This is a genomic window from Sulfuricella sp. T08, from assembly GCF_000971475.1.
Lineage (GTDB): Bacteria > Pseudomonadota > Gammaproteobacteria > Burkholderiales > Sulfuricellaceae > Sulfuricella.
The window spans coordinates 18,919-40,868 of the sequence record NZ_DF967529.1; the positions used below are offsets into that span (position 1 = coordinate 18,919).

Annotated in this window: 21 protein-coding genes; 17 read left to right on the plus strand and 4 right to left on the minus strand. The window is 56.2% G+C overall.

Annotation, left to right across the window (positions count from 1 at the left end):
- Nucleotides 1–176 precede the first annotated feature (176 nt).
- From SCT_RS05520 to SCT_RS05595, 17 genes are all read left to right on the plus strand, one after another.
- Nucleotides 177–1,370 (plus strand): cell division protein ZipA C-terminal FtsZ-binding domain-containing protein, encoded by a 1,194-nt coding sequence (locus tag SCT_RS05520; RefSeq protein WP_059420159.1) that lies wholly within the window; start codon nucleotides 177–179, stop codon nucleotides 1,368–1,370.
- On the plus strand, nucleotides 1,371–3,458 hold the full coding sequence (ligA, locus tag SCT_RS05525) for an NAD-dependent DNA ligase LigA (protein WP_059420164.1): 2,088 nt from the start codon (nucleotides 1,371–1,373) through the stop codon (nucleotides 3,456–3,458). It abuts the gene before it with no gap.
- Nucleotides 3,459–3,460: 2 nt separating this feature from the next.
- Nucleotides 3,461–4,333, plus strand: a complete 873-nt coding sequence (galU, locus tag SCT_RS05530) for a UTP--glucose-1-phosphate uridylyltransferase GalU (RefSeq protein ID WP_059420167.1) — start codon at nucleotides 3,461–3,463, stop codon at nucleotides 4,331–4,333.
- Entirely contained in the window at nucleotides 4,330–4,878 is a 549-nt protein-coding gene (locus tag SCT_RS05535; protein WP_059420170.1) for a hypoxanthine-guanine phosphoribosyltransferase, read from the plus strand. The genes galU and SCT_RS05535 overlap by 4 nt, the downstream gene beginning before the upstream one ends.
- 3 nt (nucleotides 4,879–4,881) lie before the next feature.
- Complete coding sequence (locus SCT_RS05540) at nucleotides 4,882–5,628, plus strand: S-methyl-5'-thioinosine phosphorylase (RefSeq protein ID WP_059420173.1); 747 nt, start codon at nucleotides 4,882–4,884, stop codon at nucleotides 5,626–5,628.
- The gene (gene def / locus SCT_RS05545; RefSeq protein ID WP_059420175.1) at nucleotides 5,618–6,151 is read left to right on the plus strand and encodes a peptide deformylase; all 534 of its coding nucleotides are present in this window, start codon (nucleotides 5,618–5,620) and stop codon (nucleotides 6,149–6,151) included. The genes SCT_RS05540 and def overlap by 11 nt, the downstream gene beginning before the upstream one ends.
- 335 nt (nucleotides 6,152–6,486) lie before the next feature.
- On the plus strand, nucleotides 6,487–6,717 hold the full coding sequence (locus SCT_RS05550; protein WP_237759612.1) for a ParD-like family protein: 231 nt from the start codon (nucleotides 6,487–6,489) through the stop codon (nucleotides 6,715–6,717).
- On the plus strand, nucleotides 6,710–6,985 hold the full coding sequence (locus tag SCT_RS05555) for a type II toxin-antitoxin system RelE/ParE family toxin (RefSeq protein WP_202812126.1): 276 nt from the start codon (nucleotides 6,710–6,712) through the stop codon (nucleotides 6,983–6,985). Before SCT_RS05550 ends, SCT_RS05555 begins: the two co-directional genes overlap by 8 nt.
- 134 nt (nucleotides 6,986–7,119) lie before the next feature.
- Nucleotides 7,120–8,667, plus strand: coding sequence for a flagellin (locus SCT_RS05560; protein ID WP_059420183.1), 1,548 nt, complete (start codon nucleotides 7,120–7,122; stop codon nucleotides 8,665–8,667).
- 73 nt (nucleotides 8,668–8,740) lie between these two features.
- A complete protein-coding gene (locus tag SCT_RS16690; protein ID WP_082098204.1) occupies nucleotides 8,741–9,121 on the plus strand; it encodes a flagellar protein FlaG in 381 nt (126 codons plus the stop codon).
- Between the two features lie 57 nt (nucleotides 9,122–9,178).
- Nucleotides 9,179–11,173, plus strand: a complete 1,995-nt coding sequence (fliD, locus tag SCT_RS05570; protein ID WP_059420188.1) for a flagellar filament capping protein FliD — start codon at nucleotides 9,179–9,181, stop codon at nucleotides 11,171–11,173.
- A gap of 58 nt (nucleotides 11,174–11,231) precedes the next feature.
- Nucleotides 11,232–11,708: a flagellar export chaperone FliS gene (gene fliS, locus SCT_RS05575; RefSeq protein WP_237759613.1), complete on the plus strand. Its 477-nt coding sequence runs from the start codon at nucleotides 11,232–11,234 to the stop codon at nucleotides 11,706–11,708.
- Nucleotides 11,709–11,718: 10 nt separating this feature from the next.
- The gene (locus tag SCT_RS05580; RefSeq protein ID WP_059420190.1) at nucleotides 11,719–12,045 is read left to right on the plus strand and encodes a flagellar protein FliT; all 327 of its coding nucleotides are present in this window, start codon (nucleotides 11,719–11,721) and stop codon (nucleotides 12,043–12,045) included.
- Nucleotides 12,046–12,072: 27 nt separating this feature from the next.
- A complete protein-coding gene (locus SCT_RS16695) occupies nucleotides 12,073–12,312 on the plus strand; it encodes a hypothetical protein (RefSeq protein WP_082098205.1) in 240 nt (79 codons plus the stop codon).
- 54 nt (nucleotides 12,313–12,366) lie between these two features.
- A complete protein-coding gene (locus SCT_RS05585; RefSeq protein ID WP_082098206.1) occupies nucleotides 12,367–12,759 on the plus strand; it encodes a DUF2802 domain-containing protein in 393 nt (130 codons plus the stop codon).
- Entirely contained in the window at nucleotides 12,756–13,817 is a 1,062-nt protein-coding gene (locus tag SCT_RS05590; protein ID WP_059420193.1) for a flagellar hook-length control protein FliK, read from the plus strand. Before SCT_RS05585 ends, SCT_RS05590 begins: the two co-directional genes overlap by 4 nt.
- Nucleotides 13,804–14,094: an EscU/YscU/HrcU family type III secretion system export apparatus switch protein gene (locus SCT_RS05595; protein ID WP_059420195.1), complete on the plus strand. Its 291-nt coding sequence runs from the start codon at nucleotides 13,804–13,806 to the stop codon at nucleotides 14,092–14,094. Before SCT_RS05590 ends, SCT_RS05595 begins: the two co-directional genes overlap by 14 nt.
- 11 nt (nucleotides 14,095–14,105) lie before the next feature.
- Here the strand turns inward: SCT_RS05595 and SCT_RS17635 are convergent, their stop codons facing one another.
- Genes SCT_RS17635 through SCT_RS05615 form a run of 4 tightly spaced genes read right to left on the minus strand, consistent with a single transcriptional unit; the run spans nucleotide 14,106 to nucleotide 21,944 of the window.
- Entirely contained in the window at nucleotides 14,106–16,574 is a 2,469-nt protein-coding gene (locus tag SCT_RS17635; RefSeq protein ID WP_237759614.1) for a methyltransferase domain-containing protein, read from the minus strand.
- 60 nt (nucleotides 16,575–16,634) lie between these two features.
- Nucleotides 16,635–17,888, minus strand: a complete 1,254-nt coding sequence (locus SCT_RS05605) for a RimK family alpha-L-glutamate ligase (protein WP_059420198.1) — start codon at nucleotides 17,886–17,888, stop codon at nucleotides 16,635–16,637.
- A gap of 8 nt (nucleotides 17,889–17,896) precedes the next feature.
- On the minus strand, nucleotides 17,897–19,342 hold the full coding sequence (locus SCT_RS05610) for a pyridoxal-dependent decarboxylase (RefSeq protein ID WP_059420203.1): 1,446 nt from the start codon (nucleotides 19,340–19,342) through the stop codon (nucleotides 17,897–17,899).
- A gap of 52 nt (nucleotides 19,343–19,394) precedes the next feature.
- Complete coding sequence (locus tag SCT_RS05615; RefSeq protein ID WP_059420207.1) at nucleotides 19,395–21,944, minus strand: [protein-PII] uridylyltransferase; 2,550 nt, start codon at nucleotides 21,942–21,944, stop codon at nucleotides 19,395–19,397.
- Nucleotides 21,945–21,950 lie beyond the last annotated feature (6 nt).

A 21,950-nucleotide genomic window follows, 5' to 3' on the forward strand; every position in this document is an offset into this window, starting at 1 on the left:
TTCTTGGAGAATACATTTAACTTAACCATCAGAGGCACAGAGAAATTCAAAGGTGTTGCCCAATCTGTGAAATATTTGGGCCATCTGTGCCTAACGGGTGTTTTCAGGTTTTCTCTGTGTCTCTGTGGTAAATGAATTCTCGTTTTCAGGTTTAAAAAATTGAGTGGAACAATGTTATGAGCGAATTGCAAATCAGTTTGCTGGCGATCGGTCTCCTGATCGTTGCCGGTGTGTACGGTTTTAACCGTTACCAGGAAAGGAGGTATCGGCGCATTGCCGAGAAGGCTTTTCCCGCCAGGCAGGAGGATGTGCTGCTTGAGAGCGGCACCAACACGTTACCCGATACCCTTACGGATGCGCATGAAATTGCCGGTTTTCGTGAAGAGTCACGGATCGAGCCGATCATTTCGATGCCGCCGGAGGAGATGCCAGTGGAGCTGGCTGAAGAGCTGGCGGCAGCGGAAGTGAGCATTGAGCAAATCGAGCCTGTCTCCGCAGTTGAATCGCAGCCGGAAGAGAGGGGCAAGCCCCTGCACGAAGACAGGCCGGTCGTGTCGCAGGATGAAACCATCAATTACCGGGTTCAACTTCACCCGAGTGAATCAGTTGGCGCTGCTGCTCTCATTGAAGCCATACAGCGCCAGGGAGATTTCGGCAAACGCGTGCACTGGCTTGGCATGAATTCACTGACCGGCGGGTGGGAAGAAGTCGGGCAGGGAAGTGCCGAGGAATATCTCAATATTGCCGCAACATTGCAGTTGGCGGATCGTACCGGGCCGGTTTCCGATTCGGATCTGGCGGCTTTTTGCAGCCAGGTTCAGACTGTTGCGGACGAACTGGTGGCGGTCGCCGAATTCCCGAAACGGCAGCCTGCGCTGGCGCTCGCCGCTGCGCTTGATCAATTCTGTGCCGATGTCGATGTGCTGATTGGTGCCAATATCATCACCCAGAACGGTGAAGCCTTCGCTGCAACCAAGGTACGGGCCATGTCTGAAGCGGCTGGAATGAAATTGCAGCCGGATGGCGCATTCCATTATATCAACGACGAGGGTGCGGATTTGTTCTCGCTGGCCAATCTGGATCCGACGCCGTTTTCCGCGGAAAACATCCGTCATCTCAGCACCCATGGCATCACCTTTCTGTTCGATGTGCCCAGGGTGGCCGACGGGGTACGCGTATTCAACCAGATGCTGACGGTGGCCAGGCAGATGGCCTCCTCCCTGGGTGGGCAGGTTGTGGACGATAACCGCCGGCCGCTGAGCGATGCCGGAATCGCCAGGATCAAGCAGCAGCTTGCCGATATTTACGCAAGGATGGAGGCGCAGCAGATCAAGAGCGGTAGCGCCCGCGCGCTAAGGCTGTTTTCCTAAATGACTGTTCCGCAGGATGCCGCTGCGTGTGTTCGGCAGCTGCGCGAGGAAATCGAGCGGCACAACTACCTTTACTACGTCCTGGATAAGCCGGAAATTCCGGATGCCGAGTACGACAAACTGTTCCGTGAACTGGAGCGGCTGGAGGCGGGAAATCCGCTGCTCGCCACGCCCGATTCCCCCACCAGGCGCGTTGGCGCCTCACCCCTCGCCGAATTTTCCCAGCTGACTCACCGCGTGCCCATGCTTTCCCTCAACAATGCGTTCGAGGAAGAGGAAGTGGCGGCATTCGACCGGCGTGTGCGTGAAGGCCTCGGTGTCGAGATGGTGGAATACGCGGTAGATCCCAAATTCGACGGCCTGGCAATCAGCCTGATCTATGAGAACGGTATTCTGGTTCAAGGTGCGACGCGGGGCGACGGCTACACCGGAGAGGATGTGACCACCAATCTGCGGACGATCAAAGCCATTCCACTGCGGCTCCATACGGCGAACCCGCCGAAATTGCTTGAAGTGCGCGGTGAAGTGCTGATACTCAAGGCGGACTTTGAAAAGCTTAACCGCCAGCAACGGGAAAAGGGCGACAAGGAATTTGCCAACCCGCGTAACGCCGCCGCTGGTTCGCTGCGCCAACTCGACCCACGCATTACGGCCACGCGTCCGTTGACCTTCTTTGCTTATGGCCTGGGCAGCGTCGACGAGGTGGATTTGCCGCGCAAATTAAGCGCCGTCATGGATTACCTGGAAAGCCTGAGAGTGCCGGTTTGCCGTGAACGCAGGGTAGTGCAGGGTGTTGACGGGCTGCTGGATTACTACCGCATGATCGGCGCCCGGCGTGACGGCCTGCCCTACGATATCGACGGCGTGGTTTACAAGGTCAACAATCTTTCCTGGCAGGAGCAGTTGGGCTTTGTGTCCCGCGCGCCGCGCTTTGCTATCGCCCATAAATTTCCGGCTCAGGAAGCAATGACCGAGCTGCTGGGGATCGATGTGCAGGTGGGGCGCACCGGAACACTGACTCCGGTGGCACGGCTCAAACCGGTCTTTGTCGGCGGCGTGACGGTGACCAATGCCACCCTGCATAACCAGGACGAAATCGACCGCAAGGATGTGCGAATCGGCGATACCGTGATCGTGCGCCGCGCAGGAGATGTGATTCCCGAGGTGGTGCGTGTTTTGCCGGAGCGTCGGCAGCCCGGCACGCAAGCATACAACCTGCTTGAGGCCGTGAGACATGTCTGCCCGGTGTGCGGTTCGCACGTGATCCGCCTACCTGACGAGGTGGCGGCGCGTTGCAGCGGCGGGTTGTTCTGCCCGGCGCAGCGCAAGCGGTCGCTGCTACATTTTGCCAGCCGGACAGCCATGGATATCGAGGGTTTGGGCGATAAGCTGATGGAGCAGCTGGTGGACAGGGATTTGGTTAGTACGCCGGCAGATTTGTACACGCTAGGCTTGAAGGACTTGGATAGCCTCGATCGCATGACGCCAGCCGATCTTTACGAGCTCGGCATGAATACGCTGGCCAGCCTCGACCGCATGGCGGAGAAATCGGCTGCCAATGTGCTGGACGCCATCAAGGCTAGCAAGAAAACCACCCTGGCGCGCTTCATTTACGCACTCGGTATCCGCAATGTGGGCGAGGCCACGGCCAAGGACCTAGCGCGCCATTTCGGCGGACTGGATGTCTTGATGGCGGCGGATGAGGAGGAGTTGCAGCAGGTGCCGGACGTGGGGCCGGTGGTGGCGCAAAGCATTGTCCAATTTTTCGCCGAGCCCCATAACCGTGGGGTGATCGAACGCCTGCGGGCGGTGGGGGTACATTGGGTGGAGGGTGAACGGGCGCCCAGACCCATGGCAAGCGCGATCAGCGGGAAAACCTTCGTCCTGACTGGAACCCTGCCGAGCTTGACACGGGATGAAGCAAAAGAAAAAATCGAGGCTTTGGGCGGCAAGGTGAGCGGCAGCGTGTCGAAGAAGACCGATTATGTTGTGGCAGGTGTGGAGGCCGGTAGCAAGCTTGCCAAGGCGCAGGAGTTGGGTGTGGTTGTCCTTGATGAAAATAACTTAATAGAATTATTGGGGAAGTGAGCATGGAAAAAATAACCAAAGCAGTTTTTCCGGTGGCGGGTATGGGTACGCGTTTCCTGCCGGCAACCAAGGCCAGTCCGAAGGAAATGCTGCCTATCGTGGACAAGCCCCTAATCCAGTATGCGGTCGAGGAGGCGGTGGCGGCCGGCATCACCGAGCTGATTTTCGTCACCGGGCGCAGCAAGCGCGCGATCGAGGACCATTTCGACAAGGCCTATGAAATGGAAGCCGAGCTGGAGGCGCGCGGCAAAACCAAGATGCTTGAGTTGCTGCGCAGCATCATCCCTCCCAACGTAACCTGCGTCTACATCCGCCAAGCCGAGGCGCTGGGGCTCGGACATGCTGTGCTGTGCGCCAAGCAGGTGATAGGGAATGATCCGTTTGCGGTGCTCCTTGCCGATGATCTGCTCGATGGAGAACCGCCGGTGCTGAAGCAGATGGTTGACCTGTACGCGCATTATCACAGTTCGGTGATCGGGGTACAGGACGTGCCGCGCGAGGAAACTTCAGCATATGGCATTGTCGATGCCAAAGAACTGGAAAACGGTATTTACAAGATGAACAGCATCGTTGAAAAACCCCGGCCCGAGGAAGCGCCCTCCACGCTGGGCGTGGTCGGGCGCTATATCCTGACACCGCGCATTTTCAGTCATCTGGAGAGCGTGCAGGCCGGTGCGGGTGGCGAAATCCAGCTGACTGATGGCATCGCATCGCTGCTCAAGCAGGAGCAGGTGTTGGCCTATGCTTATAAGGGCATCCGCTACGATTGCGGCAGCAAGATCGGCTATCTCAAGGCAACCATCCAGTTTGCCCTGAAGCATCCGGAAGTGAATGGCGAATTCCGCAACTATTTATCCACTCTGGAGTTATCTTGATTTCAGCCAAAGAAGCCAGGGAGATATTCTCCAGGGCCGATCTGATCTGCTCTGCAGAGGAGGTTGCAGCGGCAGTTAAACATTTGGCCGTTGAAATCAAAGCGTCCCTGGGCGATGCGCACCCGCTGGTGCTGAGCGTGATGGGCGGGGCGGTGGTGTTTTCCGGACAGATCCTTCCCCTGCTCGATTTCCCCCTGGATTTCGATTACATCCATGCGAGCCGCTACGGCAATGCTACCCAGGGTAACACTCTGGAATGGAAGGTGATGCCCAAGGAAAATGTCACTAGCCGTGTGGTGCTGGTGCTGGACGATATCCTCGATGAGGGGCATACCTTGGCGGCAATCCGCGACAAGGTTCTCGGTATGGGTGCGGCAGCGTTTTACAGTGCCGTTTTCGCAGACAAGGATCTGGGGCGGGCCAAGCCGATTCAGGCTGATTTTGCCGGAATCAGATTGCCCAATCGTTACGTGTTCGGCTTCGGCATGGATGTGCGCGGGGCATGGCGTAATCTCCCCGCGATTTATGCATTAAAGGAAGAGTAAATAATGTTAGGAATTATCGGCGGTACCGGATTAACCCAACTGGCAAATCTCGAGATTACGCACCGGCAAGTGATTCGTACTCCCTACGGCGAGCCATCCGGCGCGCTGACTTTCGGCAAGATCAAGGAGCATGAGGTCGTGTTCATGGCACGGCACGGCTATGGCCACTCCATCCCGCCGCACGAGGTCAACTACCAGGCCAACATGTGGGCGATGCAAGCTCAGGGGGTGAAGAATGTCGTATCGATCGCCACTGTCGGAGGAATCAATCCGGATTACGAGCCAGGTGCCATTGTCATACCTGACCAGATTATCGACTATACCCACGGGCGCAAGGCTACTTATTTTGATGGGAATGGCAAGTCGGTTACGCACGTCGATTTTACAGAGCCGTATTGCGAAAAAATGCGCCAGCAGTGCATGCAGGCTGCATCGGAGGCCGGTGAGAAAATCATCGATGGTGGAGTCTATGCCGCAGTTCAGGGTCCGCGCCTGGAAACAGCAGCGGAGATCAACCGCCTCGACCGCGACGGCGCTACTATGGTGGGCATGACCGGTATGCCGGAGGCGGTGCTCGCCCGCGAGTTGGGGCTTTGTTATGCCGCCATTGCCGTGGTCGCCAATCATGCCGCAGGCCGAAATTCCAGCAAACACGCCATCAGTTTCGAGGAAATCGACGTCGTGCTGAAGCAGGCCATGCAGCGTGTACGTATCATCCTGGAGCATGTAGTGGGTCTTGATGGCGATTAGAGCAGTACTGCGCATGGGCGACCCGCGCTTGCTGGAAGTAGCGGCGCCGGTTGCCCTTACCGACACGCCGGAATTGCACGAATTGATCCGAGATATGCGCGACACCATGGCCTCCCTCAGCGGCGCAGGGCTGGCCGCGCCACAGGTCGGAATCGGCCTGCAGGTGGTGATTTTTGGTGTGGCTGCCAATCCGCGCTACCCGGATGCCGAACTGGTTCCGGACACAGTGCTGATCAATCCGGTGCTAACGCCGCTCAGCGACGAAACTGATGAAGGCTGGGAGGGTTGCCTGAGCATTCCCGGCCTGCGAGGCCTGGTGCCACGCTACAAAAGTTTGCGCTACCAGGGCTTCAATCAGTTCGGTAACCCGATAGACCGCACCGTGAGCGGTTTCCATGCGCGGGTGGTGCAGCATGAATGCGACCATTTGCAGGGCATGCTGTACCCGATGCGTATCAAGGATATGAAGAACTTCGGTTTTGTCGAAGAGTTGTTCCCGGGCAATCCGCCCATCCTGGAATAAACCCGGAAACCTATTGGCCCGTCATTCCGGCAATAACCTGAATCCATACGGTCTAAGGAACCGCTGATTTATTCGTCACCCCGGCGAAAGCCGGGGTCTAGTTCGTTGATTATTTTAGATTCCGGCTTTCGCCGGAATGACGGAATTTGATTTGTTCAGCGCCTCCCTAAAAATGATCGTTATAAATAAATGTGTTTCTGAAGCTGGATTTCCGCTTGCGCGGGAATGACGACTGCTTGAGCACAGTGCTCAAAAATATCGCCTGTTACGGACAACCTGAAATAAATCCTCACCACGTTCTGTTATACTACAAATGTAGTAAATCTTGGAGATGAATGATGGGCTTGCCTGTACGCATTGATGACGAACTCTATGAGAATGCCAAAGTAGCCGCCAAGGCGGAGCACAGGACGATCGCTGGGCAGATCGAGTTTTGGGCTCAGGTAGGCAGAACGGCGCTCGATAACCCCGATCTGCCTGTCGAATTTATTGTCGACCTGCTGCGCGCACGGCAGGAACCCGCTCAAGCGCTGACCCGCTTCGTGCCGGGGCAGTATCGTGGCTAGTGTCGAAGTAATCCAGACCAATGCCTTTATCAAGGCGTATAAAAGGCTCCACGACAACCAGAAAGACGTGGTTGATGAAGCGGTGGGCGCCATTGTGTCAAACCCGGAGTTGGGCGAAGCCAAGAAGGGCGATCTTGCAGGTATTTATGTCTACAAGTTCAAGTGTCATCGCCAATTATTTCTGGTGGCCTATGAATATGCCCCTTCAACCAGGGTGCTGTTGCTATTAGGCACGCACGAAAATTTCTACCGCGATCTCAAGCGATAAAAAAACATTAAAGTTTCTCCATGGCCTCCCGATAAAGGTACTGACGGCGGATTAAGTGGCTCTGATTATTTAGGGCAACCAAAGTCGGAGGCGACAACGCCAGCAGTTAAACTACCCTACCAAGGAGAATTAAAATGAGCCAAGTCATCAATACGAATATTGCCTCGCTGAATGCGCAGCGCAACTTGAATACGTCGCAAGCCGGTTTGTCCTCCGCATTGCAGCGTTTGTCCTCAGGCTTGCGCATCAACAGCGCCAAGGACGACGCGGCAGGCATGGCGATTGCCAGTCGGTTTACCGCCCAGATCAACGGCCTTAACCAAGCTGCGCGTAACGCCAACGACGGCATTTCGATGGCGCAAACGGCTGAAGGCGGCTTGGCCACGACCACCGATCTGCTGCAGCGTATGCGGCAACTGGCGGTGCAAGCCGCCAACGGCACCAACTCCGCATCGGACCGTCAGTCGATCCAGTCTGAAGTTACCCAACTGCAACAGGAAATGAACCGCGTAGCCAACACCACTCAGTTCAACGGTCAAAACCTCCTGGATGGCTCGCTCAACAACGCCCAGTTCCAGGTCGGCGCCAACGCCAACCAGACGATCAATTTTTCGATCGGCAACGCCCAAGCCACCTCCATTGGCAATAACGCTATTGGGGCCGCGAATAATGGCACGATGGTTGATGCAAAAGTCGGAACGGGTACTGCAGGTACCGCAGCGGATATCATCGCTAACAGCGTAGCCGCGCAAACATTGACCATTCAGGGTAATGGTGCATCGAGCGGCGCCATGACCATCGCTATTGGCGCAAGTGCAAAAACGATTGCCGATACAGTGAATGCCGCCTCAGGCTCTACCGGGGTTACCGGTACAGCGACAACCACGGCAACGTTGGCCAACTTTACCCATACTGGCACTGTATCTATGATTTTGCAGGGTGCACCAAACTCTGCGGGCGCAGCTAACCCGATCACCGTTTCCGCCCAAGTCAACAGTAGCACTGATTTGACTGCTTTGAGCAAAGCGATCAATGACCAATCTGGGATAACGGGCATCACCGCCGTGGCCGATCTGACTAATGGCAAAATTGCACTGACACAGTCTCAGGGCTACGACATTGGCATAGTCAACCTTGGCGCTGTTGGTGCTGGTGCAACTGGCGTCACTGTAACCGGTTTGCCAGTTGCCTCTGGCGGTACGGGTACAGCGCAATCCCTGACAGCAAACGGCGTCGCAGCGGATGCAATCACGGTTGGCGGGGCGGTCAGCTTTGCATCACCAACTTCATTCTCCGCTACCGCCAGTGGCGTTGGTGTGTTGAAAGTTACTACTGCTATCTCCAGTAGCCTTAATCCAGTTGCTAATATTGACGTAACTTCACTCACCAACGGCATCCCCACTGGTGCCAACAGTGCGCTACAAGTTATTGACTCGGCGCTGGCCAACATCAACAGCTCACGGGCTTCCCTTGGCGCGGTGCAAAACCGCTTTAGTACGACGATCTCCAACCTGCAAGCTACCTCGGAGAATTTGAGCGCTTCCCGTAGCCGGATTCAAGATACTGACTTTGCGGCAGAAACGGCTGCGCTGACCCGCGGCCAGATCATGCAGCAGGCTGGTACGGCGATGCTGGCCCAGGCTAACGCCTTGCCGAACGGCGTGCTTGCCCTGTTGCGCTAAGTGGTGACATGGTGACATAGTAAGAAACCCGGCCGGATTTCCGGCCGGGTTTTTTGCCTTAAGGAGGTAGAAAATGATAATCTCTCAAAATAATGCAAGCAGTGTTGTGCCGCCAGTATCGCTTGATGTGGCAACGTCGCAACGCCCCGTTGTGCAGGATGTGGCCCCGGCCCCGGCAGCACCTGTAGAGTTGCCGGCCAAGGCGGTTCAGGCGGCAGCTTCATCTCCAGCTCCAGAGCAGGTGAAACAAGCCATGGAACGCGTAAATAAGGTGATACAGACCTTGAGCGACGACGTGCGCTTTACACAGGATGAAGAGACCGGCATCCGGTTGGTGAAGGTGGTGGATACCAAGACCAATGAAGTCATTCGGCAAATGCCGTCGGCAGAAGTAGTGGCTATCGCCAAAGCGCTGGATACCTTGCAGGGCCTGATTATTCGCCAGAAGGCGTGAGCGTGGCCAGGAATTTGAACGTCACGGCGAAGCGGGGCCTTAGGTAAGGAGACTATAATGGCTATTTCATCACCCGGTATTGGTTCCAATCTCGATGTTAACGGCATTGTTGCCAAGTTGATGACGGTTGAACAGCAGCCGCTAACCTTGCTGGCCCAAAAAGAAGCGAGCTACCAGGCGAAACTTTCCGGTTATGGGAGCTTGGGCGGTGCGCTATCTTCTTTTCAGACCGCATTGAGCGGGCTGACAAATTTATCCAAATTTCAAAATTTTGTAGCCACGCCTGCCGATACGACGATTATGACGGCTTCCGCCGCCAGCACTGCCGTACCGGGCACCTATTCGGTCACTGTTGGTGCGCTGGCTCAAGCCCAAACGTTGAGGGCTGCGGGGCAAGTCAGCACCACGGCAACGATAGGTGCCGGCACCGCTACTACTCTAACTTTTCAGTTCGGTACTTTCGCCGCTGGAGCGTTCACCCAGGATCCTGCGCAGGCCACTGGCTCGGTGACTATCAATAGCACCAATAACTCCCTGCAAGGGATCAGGGACGCGGTCAATGCAGCCAACATCGGAGTCACGGCGACGATAATTAACGATGGCAGCGCTGCCCCTAACCGCTTGGTGTTGACCTCCAATAAGACCGGCGCAAACTCGACCATGAAAATCACCGCTGGCGCTGGTGGAGACGCGACCGTGACGGGCTTGTTGAGCTACGACCCGGCTTTGGTGCAGAGTATGACTCAAACTGCCGCCGCCCAGGATGCCTCGGTCACCATTAATGGTGTAGCGGTCAGCAGTGCTTCCAATTTGGTGACCGGTGCTATTCAGGGGGTCACCCTGAGTTTAGCCAAGATAGGTACAACCAACCTGAACGTGGTGCGTGACACTGGTTCGGTGCAAACTGCTGTGCAGGCTTTCGTCAAAGCCTATAATGACATCAACAGCACCTTGGCTAATTTGACAGCTTACAATCCCACCACCAAGCAGGCCGGACCATTGCTTGGTGATTCAGCGGTTCGGAATATTCAAGCGCAAATTCGGCGGACACTTTCCTCCCCGCTTGCAGGCTTGAGCGGTAGCTTAACTACGCTCTCCCAAATCGGCGTTGCTTTCCAGAAGGATGGGACTTTGGGGTTGGATGCGACCAAGCTGCAAAGTGCCATCACCAACAATTTTAATGATATCGCCAGTTTGTTAGCGGCTGTTGGCAAGCCCACAGACAGCTTGGTCAACTACGTTAGTGCGACTGGAAACGCCAAAGCGGGGAGTTACGCTGTCAACGTGAGCACGTTGGCAACTCAGAGCAAAACGATCGGCAGCATTAATTTGAATCCCCCCGCCGTCAATACGATGATAGCGGCCGGGACGACAGTGACTGTGGCTGTAGATGGAATAAGCGCATCTGTTGCCTTGACCGCAGGAAGCTATACTGGAACCCAACTGGCGACATTAATCCAGTCGGCTATTAATGGCACCGCTGCATTTTCATCGGCAGGTTCGTCGGTAGCTGCGTCGGTTGATGCTGTCACTGGATTTTTAAGCATCACATCCAATCGCTATGGCTCTGCTTCCAGTGTCAGCATGGGCAGCGGAACGGGTACTGCCGTGGCAACATTTATGGGCACGCCGACCACTAGTGCCGGACTAGACGCGGCGGGCACGATCGACGGGGTAGCCGCAGGAGGTTCTGGTCAATACCTTACAGGGGCGGCGGGGAGCGCAACCGATGGGCTTAAAATTCAAATTACAGGTGGGGGAACCGGTGCGAGAGGGGTTATTAATTATTCCCAGGGCTATGCAAATAATCTGAATAATTTGGTGAGCCAATTTTTGGCCAGTCCAGGGCTGATTTCCAGCCAAACCGACGGGCTCAATCGCAGCCTCAAGGATATCGCTAAGCGTCGTGACGCTATGAACCTTCGCCTGACGGCCATAGAAAAAAACTACCGTACTCAGTTTACTTCTCTGGACGTGCTTATAGGCCAGATGTCTCAAACCAGCAGCTACCTGACACAACAGTTGGCTAATTTACCTAAGGTAACTGGCTAACGTATTAGCCATTCGACTAAATTTGTCATAGATGGCGAATTTGTTGGAGCAGGAGGAAATGAAAATGAACGTAATGTCTCGTGACGCATTAAATACCTACTCTCGCGTTGAAATTGATGTCGGTGTTGATAGTGCCAGCCCGCACAAGCTGATTTCAATGCTGTTCAATGGCGCTATTCTGTCCGTTGCCAGCGCTAAGGCGGCCATGCAGCGCAACGATGTTGCCAGCAAAGGACAGGCGATTTCAAGGGCTATTTCGATCATCAACGAAGGGCTAATAATTAGCCTTGATGAGAAAACCGGCGGGGAGTTGGCGCAGAACTTGAAGGCACTATACGAGTACATGTCCTACCGTTTGCTCGAAGCCAATATGAAGAACACTATTGAACCACTGGATGAGGTGGGGCGTTTGCTTGCTGAGTTGAATGGAGCGTGGGACGTGATAGGCAAGTCGCAGCCAACGGGTGCTAAGGCTGTTCCGGTTACTCCAGAACAGATCCCTAATCGAGCTGCTATTAGCTATGGCAAGGCTTAAACGATGAACCATGAACTGTGCTGACTTGCTCAAACTCTATGACGAAATGTTGTGCTTGACGCAGAAGATGTTAGCTTCTGCAAGGCACAGCGATTGGGACCGGCTGATCGAACTCGAACATGAGCGTTCCGTAATCGTTGAAAGGCTGAAGCAAGAGGATATAGAAAGTTTATGGACACTGTCTGAGGGCGTGAAGAAAGGAGAATTGATCCGCTCCATGCTTGATATAGATGCTGAAATAAAATTACTGACGGAATCTCAGATGATGGAGTTGCGGGGGATGCTGGACAGCGTCAGAATTGAACAGAAATTGAACAATACCTACGAAACACCATAACCATTCCTGAATATTCCTGGAGAGGTGATGCAACACCACCAATCTCTGTTTGCAGAGCCACATCTAATATTCCCCCTGCCATTTTGGGTCACGACAGACTCGATCGGTACCGTCAACGACTCCGTCCCGGTTCATCCTGAGGACAGGCATCCGTCATCCGACGATTTCAAGCAGAAAAACAAGCGCAAGCCCCATTCGGAACAGCCTCCTCAAAACCCTGATGGCAAACATCCTGATCCGGATCATCAGATCGATGAATATGCCTGAGCAGTTGGTAAAACGGATGCAAAATGATATTGTAATGATCATTTTTAAGCTGAGATGCAACATTTGGAATCCTTTGTCATTACCTGGCGTGAATTGCTCATAGGCGCGGTGCTGGTGCTAGCGGTTTATATCGCCGAGATGTTGTTGTTGATGCGTTCTGCCAAGCCTCGCGGATGGCGGATTTGGCAAAGAGGGGCTGAAGCCCACGCCAAAAGTCGTGAGGTGCAATCCCTGGAGTTGGAATTTACGCAGCTTAAGGAGCAGGTCGACAGGCTGCAGAAGGAGCTTGAGCAACTGAAGGCTCAGCAGGTAGTGGCAACGCCTTATACCCACGCGATTCAAATGGCTCAGCAGGGCCTCAACGTAAACGAGGTGGCGGCCAGTTGCGGCATTTCACGCGGCGAGGCTGAACTGATCGTCGCCTTGCACCGTAATCAACCCCCATGATTCATAATGATGTTTTAAATCAGCTGCAACTGCTGATTAAAACTTCAGCACCACCTCTCATCGAGGTCGCTCAGACGCCGCTTGAGGAAGCCCAATGGGTGCCTGGCCAGCGCCTGACAGCCATGGTGCTGGCTAGCTTGCCGAACGGGCGATTCCAGGTGCAAGTAGGCGATATGGCGCTGGACATGAATCTGCCCCGCAATACCCAGCCTGGCGCTCAGGTCGAATTGACCTTCGTTTCCAATCAGCCACGCCTCACGTTCGCGCTTACCCGCGATTTGCCTGCCGCGGCAGGCAACAACCTTGCTTCCGAAGCTAAACCACAAGTCAATCTCAGCGATTCGGTGCGTTATCTAGGCGCACTGCTGCAAAAAATTTCCGACCATGCGGAAACCCAAGCCGCTCCGCTCAACAAGACGGCTCCGCTGCTTTCCGCTGCACCTTCCGATATCAAGGAGTTTGCCACCTCTCTGCGCAATACTTTGTCCCAGAGCGGCTTGTTCTACGAGTCGCACCAAGCGCAGTGGGTCGCCGGAGAGAGGAGGCTGACGGATTTGCTGCAGGAGCCGCAGGGGAAGCTTTCGGCTTTGAATCCCGGGGCGGGAGCTGAAATCGCGCAAAAAAACGCTCCGGTCTCGATGCAATCGGTCGGGCTTCTTGCGCAAAGCACCTCCCGCATGCCGGTTCATGCCGAGGCCGTTGCGCTGGTTCAGCAGCAGTTGCAGACGCTCGATTCCCGCCAGATGGTGTGGCAGGGGCAGGTGTGGCAGGGGCAGTCGATGGAATGGCGGGTGGAGGAGAGGAACGCGCGCGAGGGCGGGGTGGGAGAGGTTGAAATGCCCCACTGGCAGACCAGCTTGCGTCTGCAGCTACCCAGGCTGGGTGATGTACAGGCAACACTGGCATTTACCCCGCAGGGCTTGCGCATCGACCTCAAGGCTGCGGATGCGGATACGGCGGTGGCGATGAGAGGCGCGCAGGACAAGCTGCGCAGCTCGATGGAGGCCTCCGGCCTGAATGTGCTGGCCATGTCGGTGGAGCGGCATGAAAAAGCCTGATAGCCAGCAGCTTGCGGTCGCGCTGGCTTACAGCGCCGGCAAGGCAGCGCCACAGGTGGTGGCGAAGGGTCGCGGTTTTCTGGCGGAAGCGATCATCGAGCGTGCACGGGATGCCGGCGTCTATGTGCACGAATCGCCCGAACTGGTTTCGTTGTTGATGCAGGTGGATCTGGATCAGCATATTCCACCGGAGCTTTATTTCGCGGTGGCGGAACTACTCGCCTGGCTTTACCAACTGGAGCATGGTGGCGTGGACAACAAGCCACCACCCATATAACCGACATTCTGTCATTCAGAGTCCAGCACTGTGGCACGCATGTTTTTTTCCAGCGACCGCAACGACCCGCCAGCAAAATAGCGGAAGCTTACCTGGATCACGTTGCCGGCTTTGACTTCCAACGCTTCGGCCAAGGGCAGCACAAGATGGCCACCTAGCCAATCTATCGTGGTGGCTTGCTCAGGCACTACTGCCAGAATGTTTTTTGTCACGAAGCGCAGGGCGTTGACCGTCCCGTCCCTTTCCATGGAGAAAGTGCCTACCCATTGGATATCTGGAGAAGTCGGCAGGGTGAAGTCCAGCGTACTGTAAACCACCGGTGCAGCCATCTCGAGTGTGTCAGGCTGGATTGCATGCGGCGACTGGAACTGGACGATGGGAGCGTGAAAGCCGAAGAAGTCATAAGTCTGCTGTAGTGGCTGGACAGCCATGATGACGGCCTCCGGTACAAAAACCGGCAGGGGGCCGCCGAAGCGACGCCGGTAGCGATCCTTGAAAGCGTTGATGACCGCGACCTGTTTTTCCCGCAACATGGCTGAGTGGATCATTTCGCAGATCACCACGTCTACAGGCTCTGGGGGCAGGTAGTGGAAAGCGTCAGCGTGGACTACTTCCACTTTGTGTCCATCCGGGTTGCGCGCCAGCAGACGCCGCGACTCCACCACCAGGTCGGGGTTGAACTCCACACACCATACCTTGCGCGCTTTGGATGCAGCGAAACAGGACAAAACACCAGTGCCTCCGCCCAGTTCGAGCACCTTGGCGCCTTCGAAAACCGTATGGGCTATGGCTGCCTTGAAGCTGCCCATGCGATTTTTGTCCATCAGCATGTGGTGATGGTAGTGCAGGGGAATGAACTGGCCGAGGTAGTGGCTCTCGGATGTGTCCTCGCTCACTTGGCTCCCGATCGTCTCATTTTTAAAAACATTCTTTGTTACAAGCAATGCCGTTTTGTCCAGTGCCGCCTTTGCCCTCGCAATGATGATAGCGGTATTACGTCCTCCTTGCGATGTCGCCTCGACGATGAGACGTGAACTGATGCATAGGCGTAACGCACTTACCAATACACCGTCACGGTTGCCGCACGCAACCGGTTGCCCCAACTGACAGCGCAGTCTGGCACTGTCACCGGTTATTCCCGCGTGTTCTGAAGCAGGATGGTGGGTCAGGTCGATTTGCAGCAATCGGTAAACCTGCGCGGTTTCTTCGTGGTTCAGGTGCTTCATCCCTGCATGGGTATCGGGATGAAGGAGCAGGAATGGGAAGATCGTCGGGATAGAGTCCCAGCTTGCCGTCTTGATCAAGGGGCGACGGTCAAGTTCGGACACAGGCAAGGGTTCGAAGACCGGGTCGTGCGTCAGGCGCTCCTGAATGGCGCTGGCAAATGTCTTCAGAAAGGCGGTGATTTCCGCCTCAGGCACCGAGCGAAATGCGCGCAGCTCTTCCAATGCGGCTTCCCAGCGCAACAGAAGCCCGAAATTGGCAACATTGTCGAGGCAACCGGCGGTGTCCCAGCCTTGAGGCCAATCGCCCTGGGTGGAATAGGCTCCCAGTGCGGGAGGGAAAGGCCGCTTCCGCAGCCGCAGCGCGACTGCCGGGGGGATGAGTAGCGCGCCGGAAAAGGTCGGGCCGGTCACGAATTTCGATCCGGTCAGCGCTACCATGAAATCATGCTCCAGATAGGCGAGCAGGGTCGACGGCGAGATCCGGAACTGACAGGCATCGACGAGGACATCCAGAATTTCCGGCAACCGGCGCTGCAGTCGCGAAACGCAGGCCGAACTGGGCGCGATCAGTCCGGTTTTGGAGACATCGACAAGGACCAGAATAACGCGCCGTCCCGTCGCGGCTGCGCCGCTCACCAGGGATTCGAAGTCGGCGTCTACGTCAGCTGCCGCCCGTGGGGTTCCATCCTCGCGGCGAATGGGCACGGTCACGACTTCAATGGCGCCACTGTTTGAGATGGATGTCCCTTCGATGACCGAATCACCCAGTGAGGCCCGGCTGCTGAAGTGGCGCCCGGCCAGGGCTGCCGGTACGTGGCTGCCGGTTTCCGCAGCATCCACCATGACGACGAGGGTGGGCATGGATTCGGTGCCGCCCGCGAGTTGGGCGGCGATCAAGTGAAGATCGGTGCCCGATGAGGCAAAGACCACCTCGATACCGGCGAGGTCGGATACTCCGCACAAGCGAAGCAATTCCCGGCGAATCAGATCGAGCTCCCGGGTATAAGTGACTGCTTCGGGCTCGACTCCGGCGGTGAGGAAGATGCGATGGCGCAGTTGGTCGGCTGCGGCGAAGCTCTCAGCGGAAATGACCGATGCTGTCGATGATCCGAAAGCGGCCAGATCTGGATCCGGGAATGGCTGGCAACCGTATTTGTTCAAAACGTCGTCAGGTTCAAGCGCAATGCGCGCATCGCCGCCCTCCACCAGTAGCTGCTCTGTGGACGGGATGTCTCCCGGGGAAGGGACATGCATGCCTTTCATGACCGATCGTTTTCCTCTCTCATGGCGCTCTCCCAAGGGAATGCCCTCACCTCAATCCTCTCCCGCTTGCGGGAGAGGAAGCAAACGTGAAGGGCGCTTGTTCCGACTTGCATTGAACAGCATCTCGCGAAATGCAGAGAATACTTTCTGCATCTGAGGCTGTTTGTAGGGAAACACGTCGACCGGATCGATCGCGTGGACGATCATGCAGCTGTCAATCTCGAAAATCAGCAATTTTCCATCAGCGGTCTCGCCGCAATCAATGCCCAGGTAGTCGAGCCCAACCCGCTTGTTGATGTCACGGAAGGCCTGTTCGTGCCGGCGTGCGAAGCCGGTGTCGAAATCGGCCATGAAAAGTGCTTCCTCATCCCGTTTTTCGGCGCTGTCGGCCATCCCCGCATTCAGGTAGTGAATCATCCAGTGGTCGGATATGGCCATATGGCTGACAAACGGGCGGCCGTCGATGAGCACGATCCGGTATTTCCGGAACTGCCCGTCCGGGGATCGATAATCGACAAAGCGTGCCACATAGAACTCGCCGTTCGGCATCGTCCTCAGGTAGTCCGCCAGGGCAGCCGGATGCTCTATTTTCTCCAGGCATTGGCCCGCATGGGAGTCGACCGGACGGACTATGACAGGGAAAACGCCATCTTCAAGAACGGTGGTAATCGATAGCGCTTCGTGGCCGATTTGTTCCAGAACCTGCCGGGATATCCGTGCCGTGACCGGCATGACAACACCCGGCACGGACTTCAGCAACGCGCAAGCGCCATCGCGCGACATCCAGGCAATTCTGTCCGGCTTATTGAGCACCGGGCGTGGCCAGGATTTTATGGCGCTCGCTATCTCTTGTAACAGTGGAAGATTCTTGTCTGACTGGGCGATGGCGACGAACAGCACGTCATGATCGGGCAAGGATGGCGGTAAAGGGAGGCCCGGGGCAACATAGAGCAGATCAAGCGCGACATCGGCATCTTCCAGCAGAAACTCCAGCGGCGAGTTTGCCATCAAATCCCCGGGCCCCATGATGGCGAGAAGGCGGATTTCAGATTGACTGCCGGCAGTCGGCAGACGGTAAAGCTGCTGAAATGCCAGTGCCTGGGCTTGTACGTCCAGTGCCGTTTCGCGATTCCCTCTGAGTTGCAATACTGTAGATAAATCCATCAACGCATTGGCATCGGCTGGATTGCGCTCTGCGCGCGCGATCAGTTGCGCCCCCAGCGGCGCGAGGTCGACGCCGGAATAGGCCATTCTCATCAGCGCAGCCAAGCCTATGAGAGGTTCTTGGTTATCTTCATCAGACATGCAGTTTCCTAATCTTGTATGCTTTTGGCATGCGCATTGCCGAAAGCAATCGTTGCATTGATCAAGGCGTCGATATCACCCGAATTGGTGCGGTGATTGACGATGGCGGCTCGAATGGCGAGGTGCTCATGGATGGTGGTCGTCGATGGTGCAGCTATTCCTGACTCCTGCAGGGCAACGACAATCTTCGCATTCACCCGGTCGGCATCTTCGCTGCGGTAGCGAAAGCAGACGATGTTCAGTGAAACCGGCGCGAGGAGTTCCAATTCCGGTGTGGCCTCGATGCGCTGCTTCATGTACTGGGCAAGCGTGCAGGTGTTGGAAATTATCTGGCCGAGTTTTTTCGCGCCGTAGATTTTGATCGTGAACCAGGTTTTGAGTGCCCGGAAGCCACGCGAGAGATCAGGTCCGAAATCGCACGGCCAAGGCGATCCGGCCGCCATTCCCCTGGTTTCCCGTCGCAGGTAAGCCGCTGGGGAGGCGAAGGTGTCGTAATGAAGTTTTCCATCTCTCACCAGGATAAATCCGGCGTCGTAGGGCACCTGTCCCCATTTATGGAAATCAAGGGCGATGGAATTCGCCCGACCGATGCCTTCAAGGCGCGGTGCAATATCCGGGGCCAGCATGCCAAGAGCACCGTAGGCGCCATCGACATGAAACCACAGTCCTTCCTTTTGGGCGATATCGGCAAGTGCAGTGAGATTGTCGATCGCGCCGACATCGACCGTACCTGCGGTGCCGGCAATGAAGAACGGGCTGAAACCGGCGCATCTGTCCGCTGCGATTGCTTGTTCAAGCGCAGCGATATTCATCTGGTACTGATCGTTCACCGGAATGACTCGCAAGGCATCGATCCCAAGGCCGGAAAGATCCATTGCCTGCGCAATGCAGCCATGGGCGCCCGCAGAAGTATAGGCGATCAGCCGCTTGTCGCTGGCGGCGAGTCCTGCAAGGCGTACGCCGGTGCCGAGGGTAGCTGTGCGGGCAACCAGAACCCCGATTAGATTCGCCATGGAGGTTCCGGTCACAAACAGCCCGCTAGCACTTTCCGGAAAGCCGAAAAGTTCGCGAACCCACTGCACCACCTGCCGCTCCACCTCGACCGGCATCTGGTCACGGCCGCCAAGATTTGCGTTCAGTCCGGCTGCCAGCATCTCCGCCAGCATGCCTACCGGTGTTCCCCCGCCATGAACCCAGCCCATGAAGCCTGGATGCGCGTTGCCGATTGCGAAAGGAAGAACATCCCGCATGAAGCTTTCATGTGCGGCGGCAAGATCGCCCGGTTCCTGGGGAAGTCCTTGATTGAACTTGTCGCGCACATCCTGAGGAATCGGCTGCCAGACAGGGCGCTCGCGGATATGCTCGAGGTAGTCCAGCATGTCGTCGAGCATGCGATGGCCTTGAGTCCGGAAGTCTTGCCAGTCGGAGGGATCAAGCGAGTCTGGAGATGTCACTCTTACTCCTGCTTTCTAAAATGAGTGTATCTAAGTCCGGCATCACGAATTATCAGGGGGTTGCCTGAAGTTGATGCAGCAAATCGGTTTCGAGCCGCAGCACTTCTTTCGGGTTTTCCAGTTCCGCACCCGTAATCAGGAAAGTATCCTCGGCGCGCTCGCCCAGTGTTGTGATCTTTGCAGTATGTAGGCGAATGCGATGCTTCAGGAGCACCTGAGCGATGCGTGATAGCAAGCCGGGACGGTCGCCCGCAACGACTGACAGCACATGGTAGACGCCTTTTTCATCAGCCTTGATCGCAATTTCCGGCGTAATCGGGAAATGCTTGAGATGGCGGCTCAGCCGCCCTTGCAAAGGGGGTTCCAGCGCCATGTCAGGAGTCAGGCGCTGTGACAATTCATATTCGATAAAGCTCAGCAAATCGCGGTAATGGGCGGAGCGGTTGGCCTCGTCGAGTACCACGTAGCTGTCAAGAGCATAGCCATGGCGGCTGGTGTGGATTTTGGCCTCGACGATATTGAAGTCGTTGCGCTCGAAAAAACTGCAAATCCGGGTGAACAGATCGTCCTTGTCCGGCGTGTAGATCATCACCTGGATGCCCTCACCGGCGGGGCTTAAGCGAGCTCTGACAATGGGCTGCTTTGAGTTGACCTTGCCATGGAGGTTGCGGACGTGCCAGGCTATTTCCTGCGCCTCGTGTCGAAGGAAATAGCCCGGTTCAAGTTGCGCCCATAGCGCCCGATGCGCGTCATTACCGAAGGCGTAAAGGCGGAGCAGGGACAGTGCCTCGGCTTGCCGTACCTGAACGTGTGTTTCCAGCGGGGTGCTTCCACTCGCAAGATAACGTTGCGTTGCCCTGAACAGGTTCTCCAGCAGCTTGCCTTTCCAGCCATTCCAGACCTTCGGACTGGTGCCTCTAATATCGGCGACAGTGAGTAGATATAGTGCGGCGAGGTGACGCTGGTCGTGGACGCGATTGGCGAAGGATTCGATCACTTCGGGATCGCTGGTATCCTGTTTTTGAGCCGTAGCTGACATGACCAAGTGATTTTCCACCAGCCAGGCGATCATGTCGGTATCCCCCTCACTAAGGCCATGCGGCCGGCAAAAACGGCGCGCATCCGTCGTGCCCAGCGTCGAGTGGTTGCCACCTCTGCCTTTGGCGATATCATGGAACAGGCCCGCCAGATAGAGCACTTCCGGACGTTCGAAACTGTTGATGAGCTCACTGGCCAGCGGAAACTCATGGGTGAATTCCGGAACGGTGAAACGCCTCAGATTGCGCACCACCATCATGATGTGCTCGTCCACCGTGTAGACGTGGAACAAGTCGTGCTGCATTTGGCCGACAATCCGGCCGAAGGCAGGAATGTAGCGTCCCAGGATGCCGAGCTGGTTCATCAGGCGCAGTTCGTGGGTGAGCCCACGCGGCTGTCTGATGATTTGCATGAATAGTGCCTGATTGCTGGGCTGGCGCCGGAAGGTGGCATTGATTTTCGGTGTCGAACGCCACAGGGCACGCAGTGTGGCCGCACTCATGCCACTCAGTTCAGGGTGTTGCTGTAGCAGCAGAAAACTTTCCAGGATGATGCCCGGTTCACGCTGAAATGCATCTGCATCGGTGATTTCTAGCAGCCCATTGCGAGCCTGAAAGTATTCGTTGATAGGGTCAACCTGCCATGAGGCGGCAGGGGAGATGCGCTCGCGCAGATTTTTCAGCAGAATTTCGTTGAGCAGGCTGACCGCCTTGGCGGTGCGGTAATAGCGCTGCATCAATTGTTCGCTGGCTCTGCGCTGGGCTTTGTCCGTATATCCGCATTGCTCGGCAAGCAGCGTCTGATGGTCGAACAGGAGGCGGTCTTCGCGCCGCCGGGCGAGGTAGTGAAGGCGGATGCGCAGGTTTTCCAGGAAGCGTTCGTGGCTGCGGATTTGACGGGCTTCATGGGCGGTAATAATGGATTCGAGCGCCAGTTTGTTCCAGGTATCCCCTAAACCCAGCGCACGGCTGACCCACAGGATGTTTTGCAAATCCCGCAGACCGCCTGGGCTTTCCTTCAGGTTGGGTTCCAGGTTGTAGGCAGTATCGTGGAAGCGGGCGTAGCGTCGCTGCTGTTCCAACAGTTTCGCCTCGAAAAAATCCTGCGCATTCAGGTTTTCATGTACCGCAACAGTAAATCTTTGAAACATCGCGCGGTTTCCGGCCAGGAAGCGTGCTTCGATCAGATTGGTCTGGACCGTGATGTCCTTCGCTTCCTCCAGGCATTCGGGCAGGGTGCGCACGCTGTGACCGACTTCCAGGCCGATGTCCCAAAGCAAGCCGATGAGCAGCTCCAGTTTCTGTCCAAGCATCTGGTCCGGATTCGCCGGCAGAAGAATCAGCAGATCGACATCCGAGCCGGGGAAAAGTTGTTTGCGGCCGTAACCGCCAACCGCGATAAGCGTGCAGGAGGGAGGTAAGGATAACTGTCGCCAGATGCTCTGGAGAAGCTTGTCAACCAAGGTGCTGTGGCCGCGCAGGAGGGCGGCGGCATTGACTTGCGCAAGATAAGACTTACGCAGCTCATTCCTGCCGCTCTGGAGGGTTTCGCGCCACCGCGCCATGTCCAG

Excerpts from the sequence above, each read along its gene's own strand:
- SCT_RS05520 (WP_059420159.1), top strand. The coding sequence starts at position 177 with ATGAGCGAATTGCAAATCAGTTTGCTGGCGATCGGTCTCCTGATCGTT.
- ligA (WP_059420164.1), top strand. The coding sequence starts at position 1,371 with ATGACTGTTCCGCAGGATGCCGCTGCGTGTGTTCGGCAGCTGCGCGAG.
- galU (WP_059420167.1), top strand. The coding sequence starts at position 3,461 with ATGGAAAAAATAACCAAAGCAGTTTTTCCGGTGGCGGGTATGGGTACG.
- SCT_RS05540 (WP_059420173.1), top strand. The coding sequence starts at position 4,882 with ATGTTAGGAATTATCGGCGGTACCGGATTAACCCAACTGGCAAATCTC.
- def (WP_059420175.1), top strand. The coding sequence starts at position 5,618 with ATGGCGATTAGAGCAGTACTGCGCATGGGCGACCCGCGCTTGCTGGAA.
- SCT_RS05550 (WP_237759612.1), top strand. The coding sequence starts at position 6,487 with ATGATGGGCTTGCCTGTACGCATTGATGACGAACTCTATGAGAATGCC.
- SCT_RS05560 (WP_059420183.1), top strand. The coding sequence starts at position 7,120 with ATGAGCCAAGTCATCAATACGAATATTGCCTCGCTGAATGCGCAGCGC.
- SCT_RS16690 (WP_082098204.1), top strand. The coding sequence starts at position 8,741 with ATGATAATCTCTCAAAATAATGCAAGCAGTGTTGTGCCGCCAGTATCG.
- fliD (WP_059420188.1), top strand. The coding sequence starts at position 9,179 with ATGGCTATTTCATCACCCGGTATTGGTTCCAATCTCGATGTTAACGGC.
- fliS (WP_237759613.1), top strand. The coding sequence starts at position 11,232 with ATGAAAATGAACGTAATGTCTCGTGACGCATTAAATACCTACTCTCGC.
- SCT_RS05580 (WP_059420190.1), top strand. The coding sequence starts at position 11,719 with ATGAACTGTGCTGACTTGCTCAAACTCTATGACGAAATGTTGTGCTTG.
- SCT_RS16695 (WP_082098205.1), top strand. The coding sequence starts at position 12,073 with ATGCAACACCACCAATCTCTGTTTGCAGAGCCACATCTAATATTCCCC.
- SCT_RS05585 (WP_082098206.1), top strand. The coding sequence starts at position 12,367 with ATGCAACATTTGGAATCCTTTGTCATTACCTGGCGTGAATTGCTCATA.
- SCT_RS05590 (WP_059420193.1), top strand. The coding sequence starts at position 12,756 with ATGATTCATAATGATGTTTTAAATCAGCTGCAACTGCTGATTAAAACT.
- SCT_RS05595 (WP_059420195.1), top strand. The coding sequence starts at position 13,804 with ATGAAAAAGCCTGATAGCCAGCAGCTTGCGGTCGCGCTGGCTTACAGC.
- SCT_RS17635 (WP_237759614.1), bottom strand. The coding sequence starts at position 16,574 with ATGCATGTCCCTTCCCCGGGAGACATCCCGTCCACAGAGCAGCTACTG.
- SCT_RS05605 (WP_059420198.1), bottom strand. The coding sequence starts at position 17,888 with ATGTCTGATGAAGATAACCAAGAACCTCTCATAGGCTTGGCTGCGCTG.
- SCT_RS05615 (WP_059420207.1), bottom strand. The coding sequence starts at position 21,944 with ATGGCGCGGTGGCGCGAAACCCTCCAGAGCGGCAGGAATGAGCTGCGT.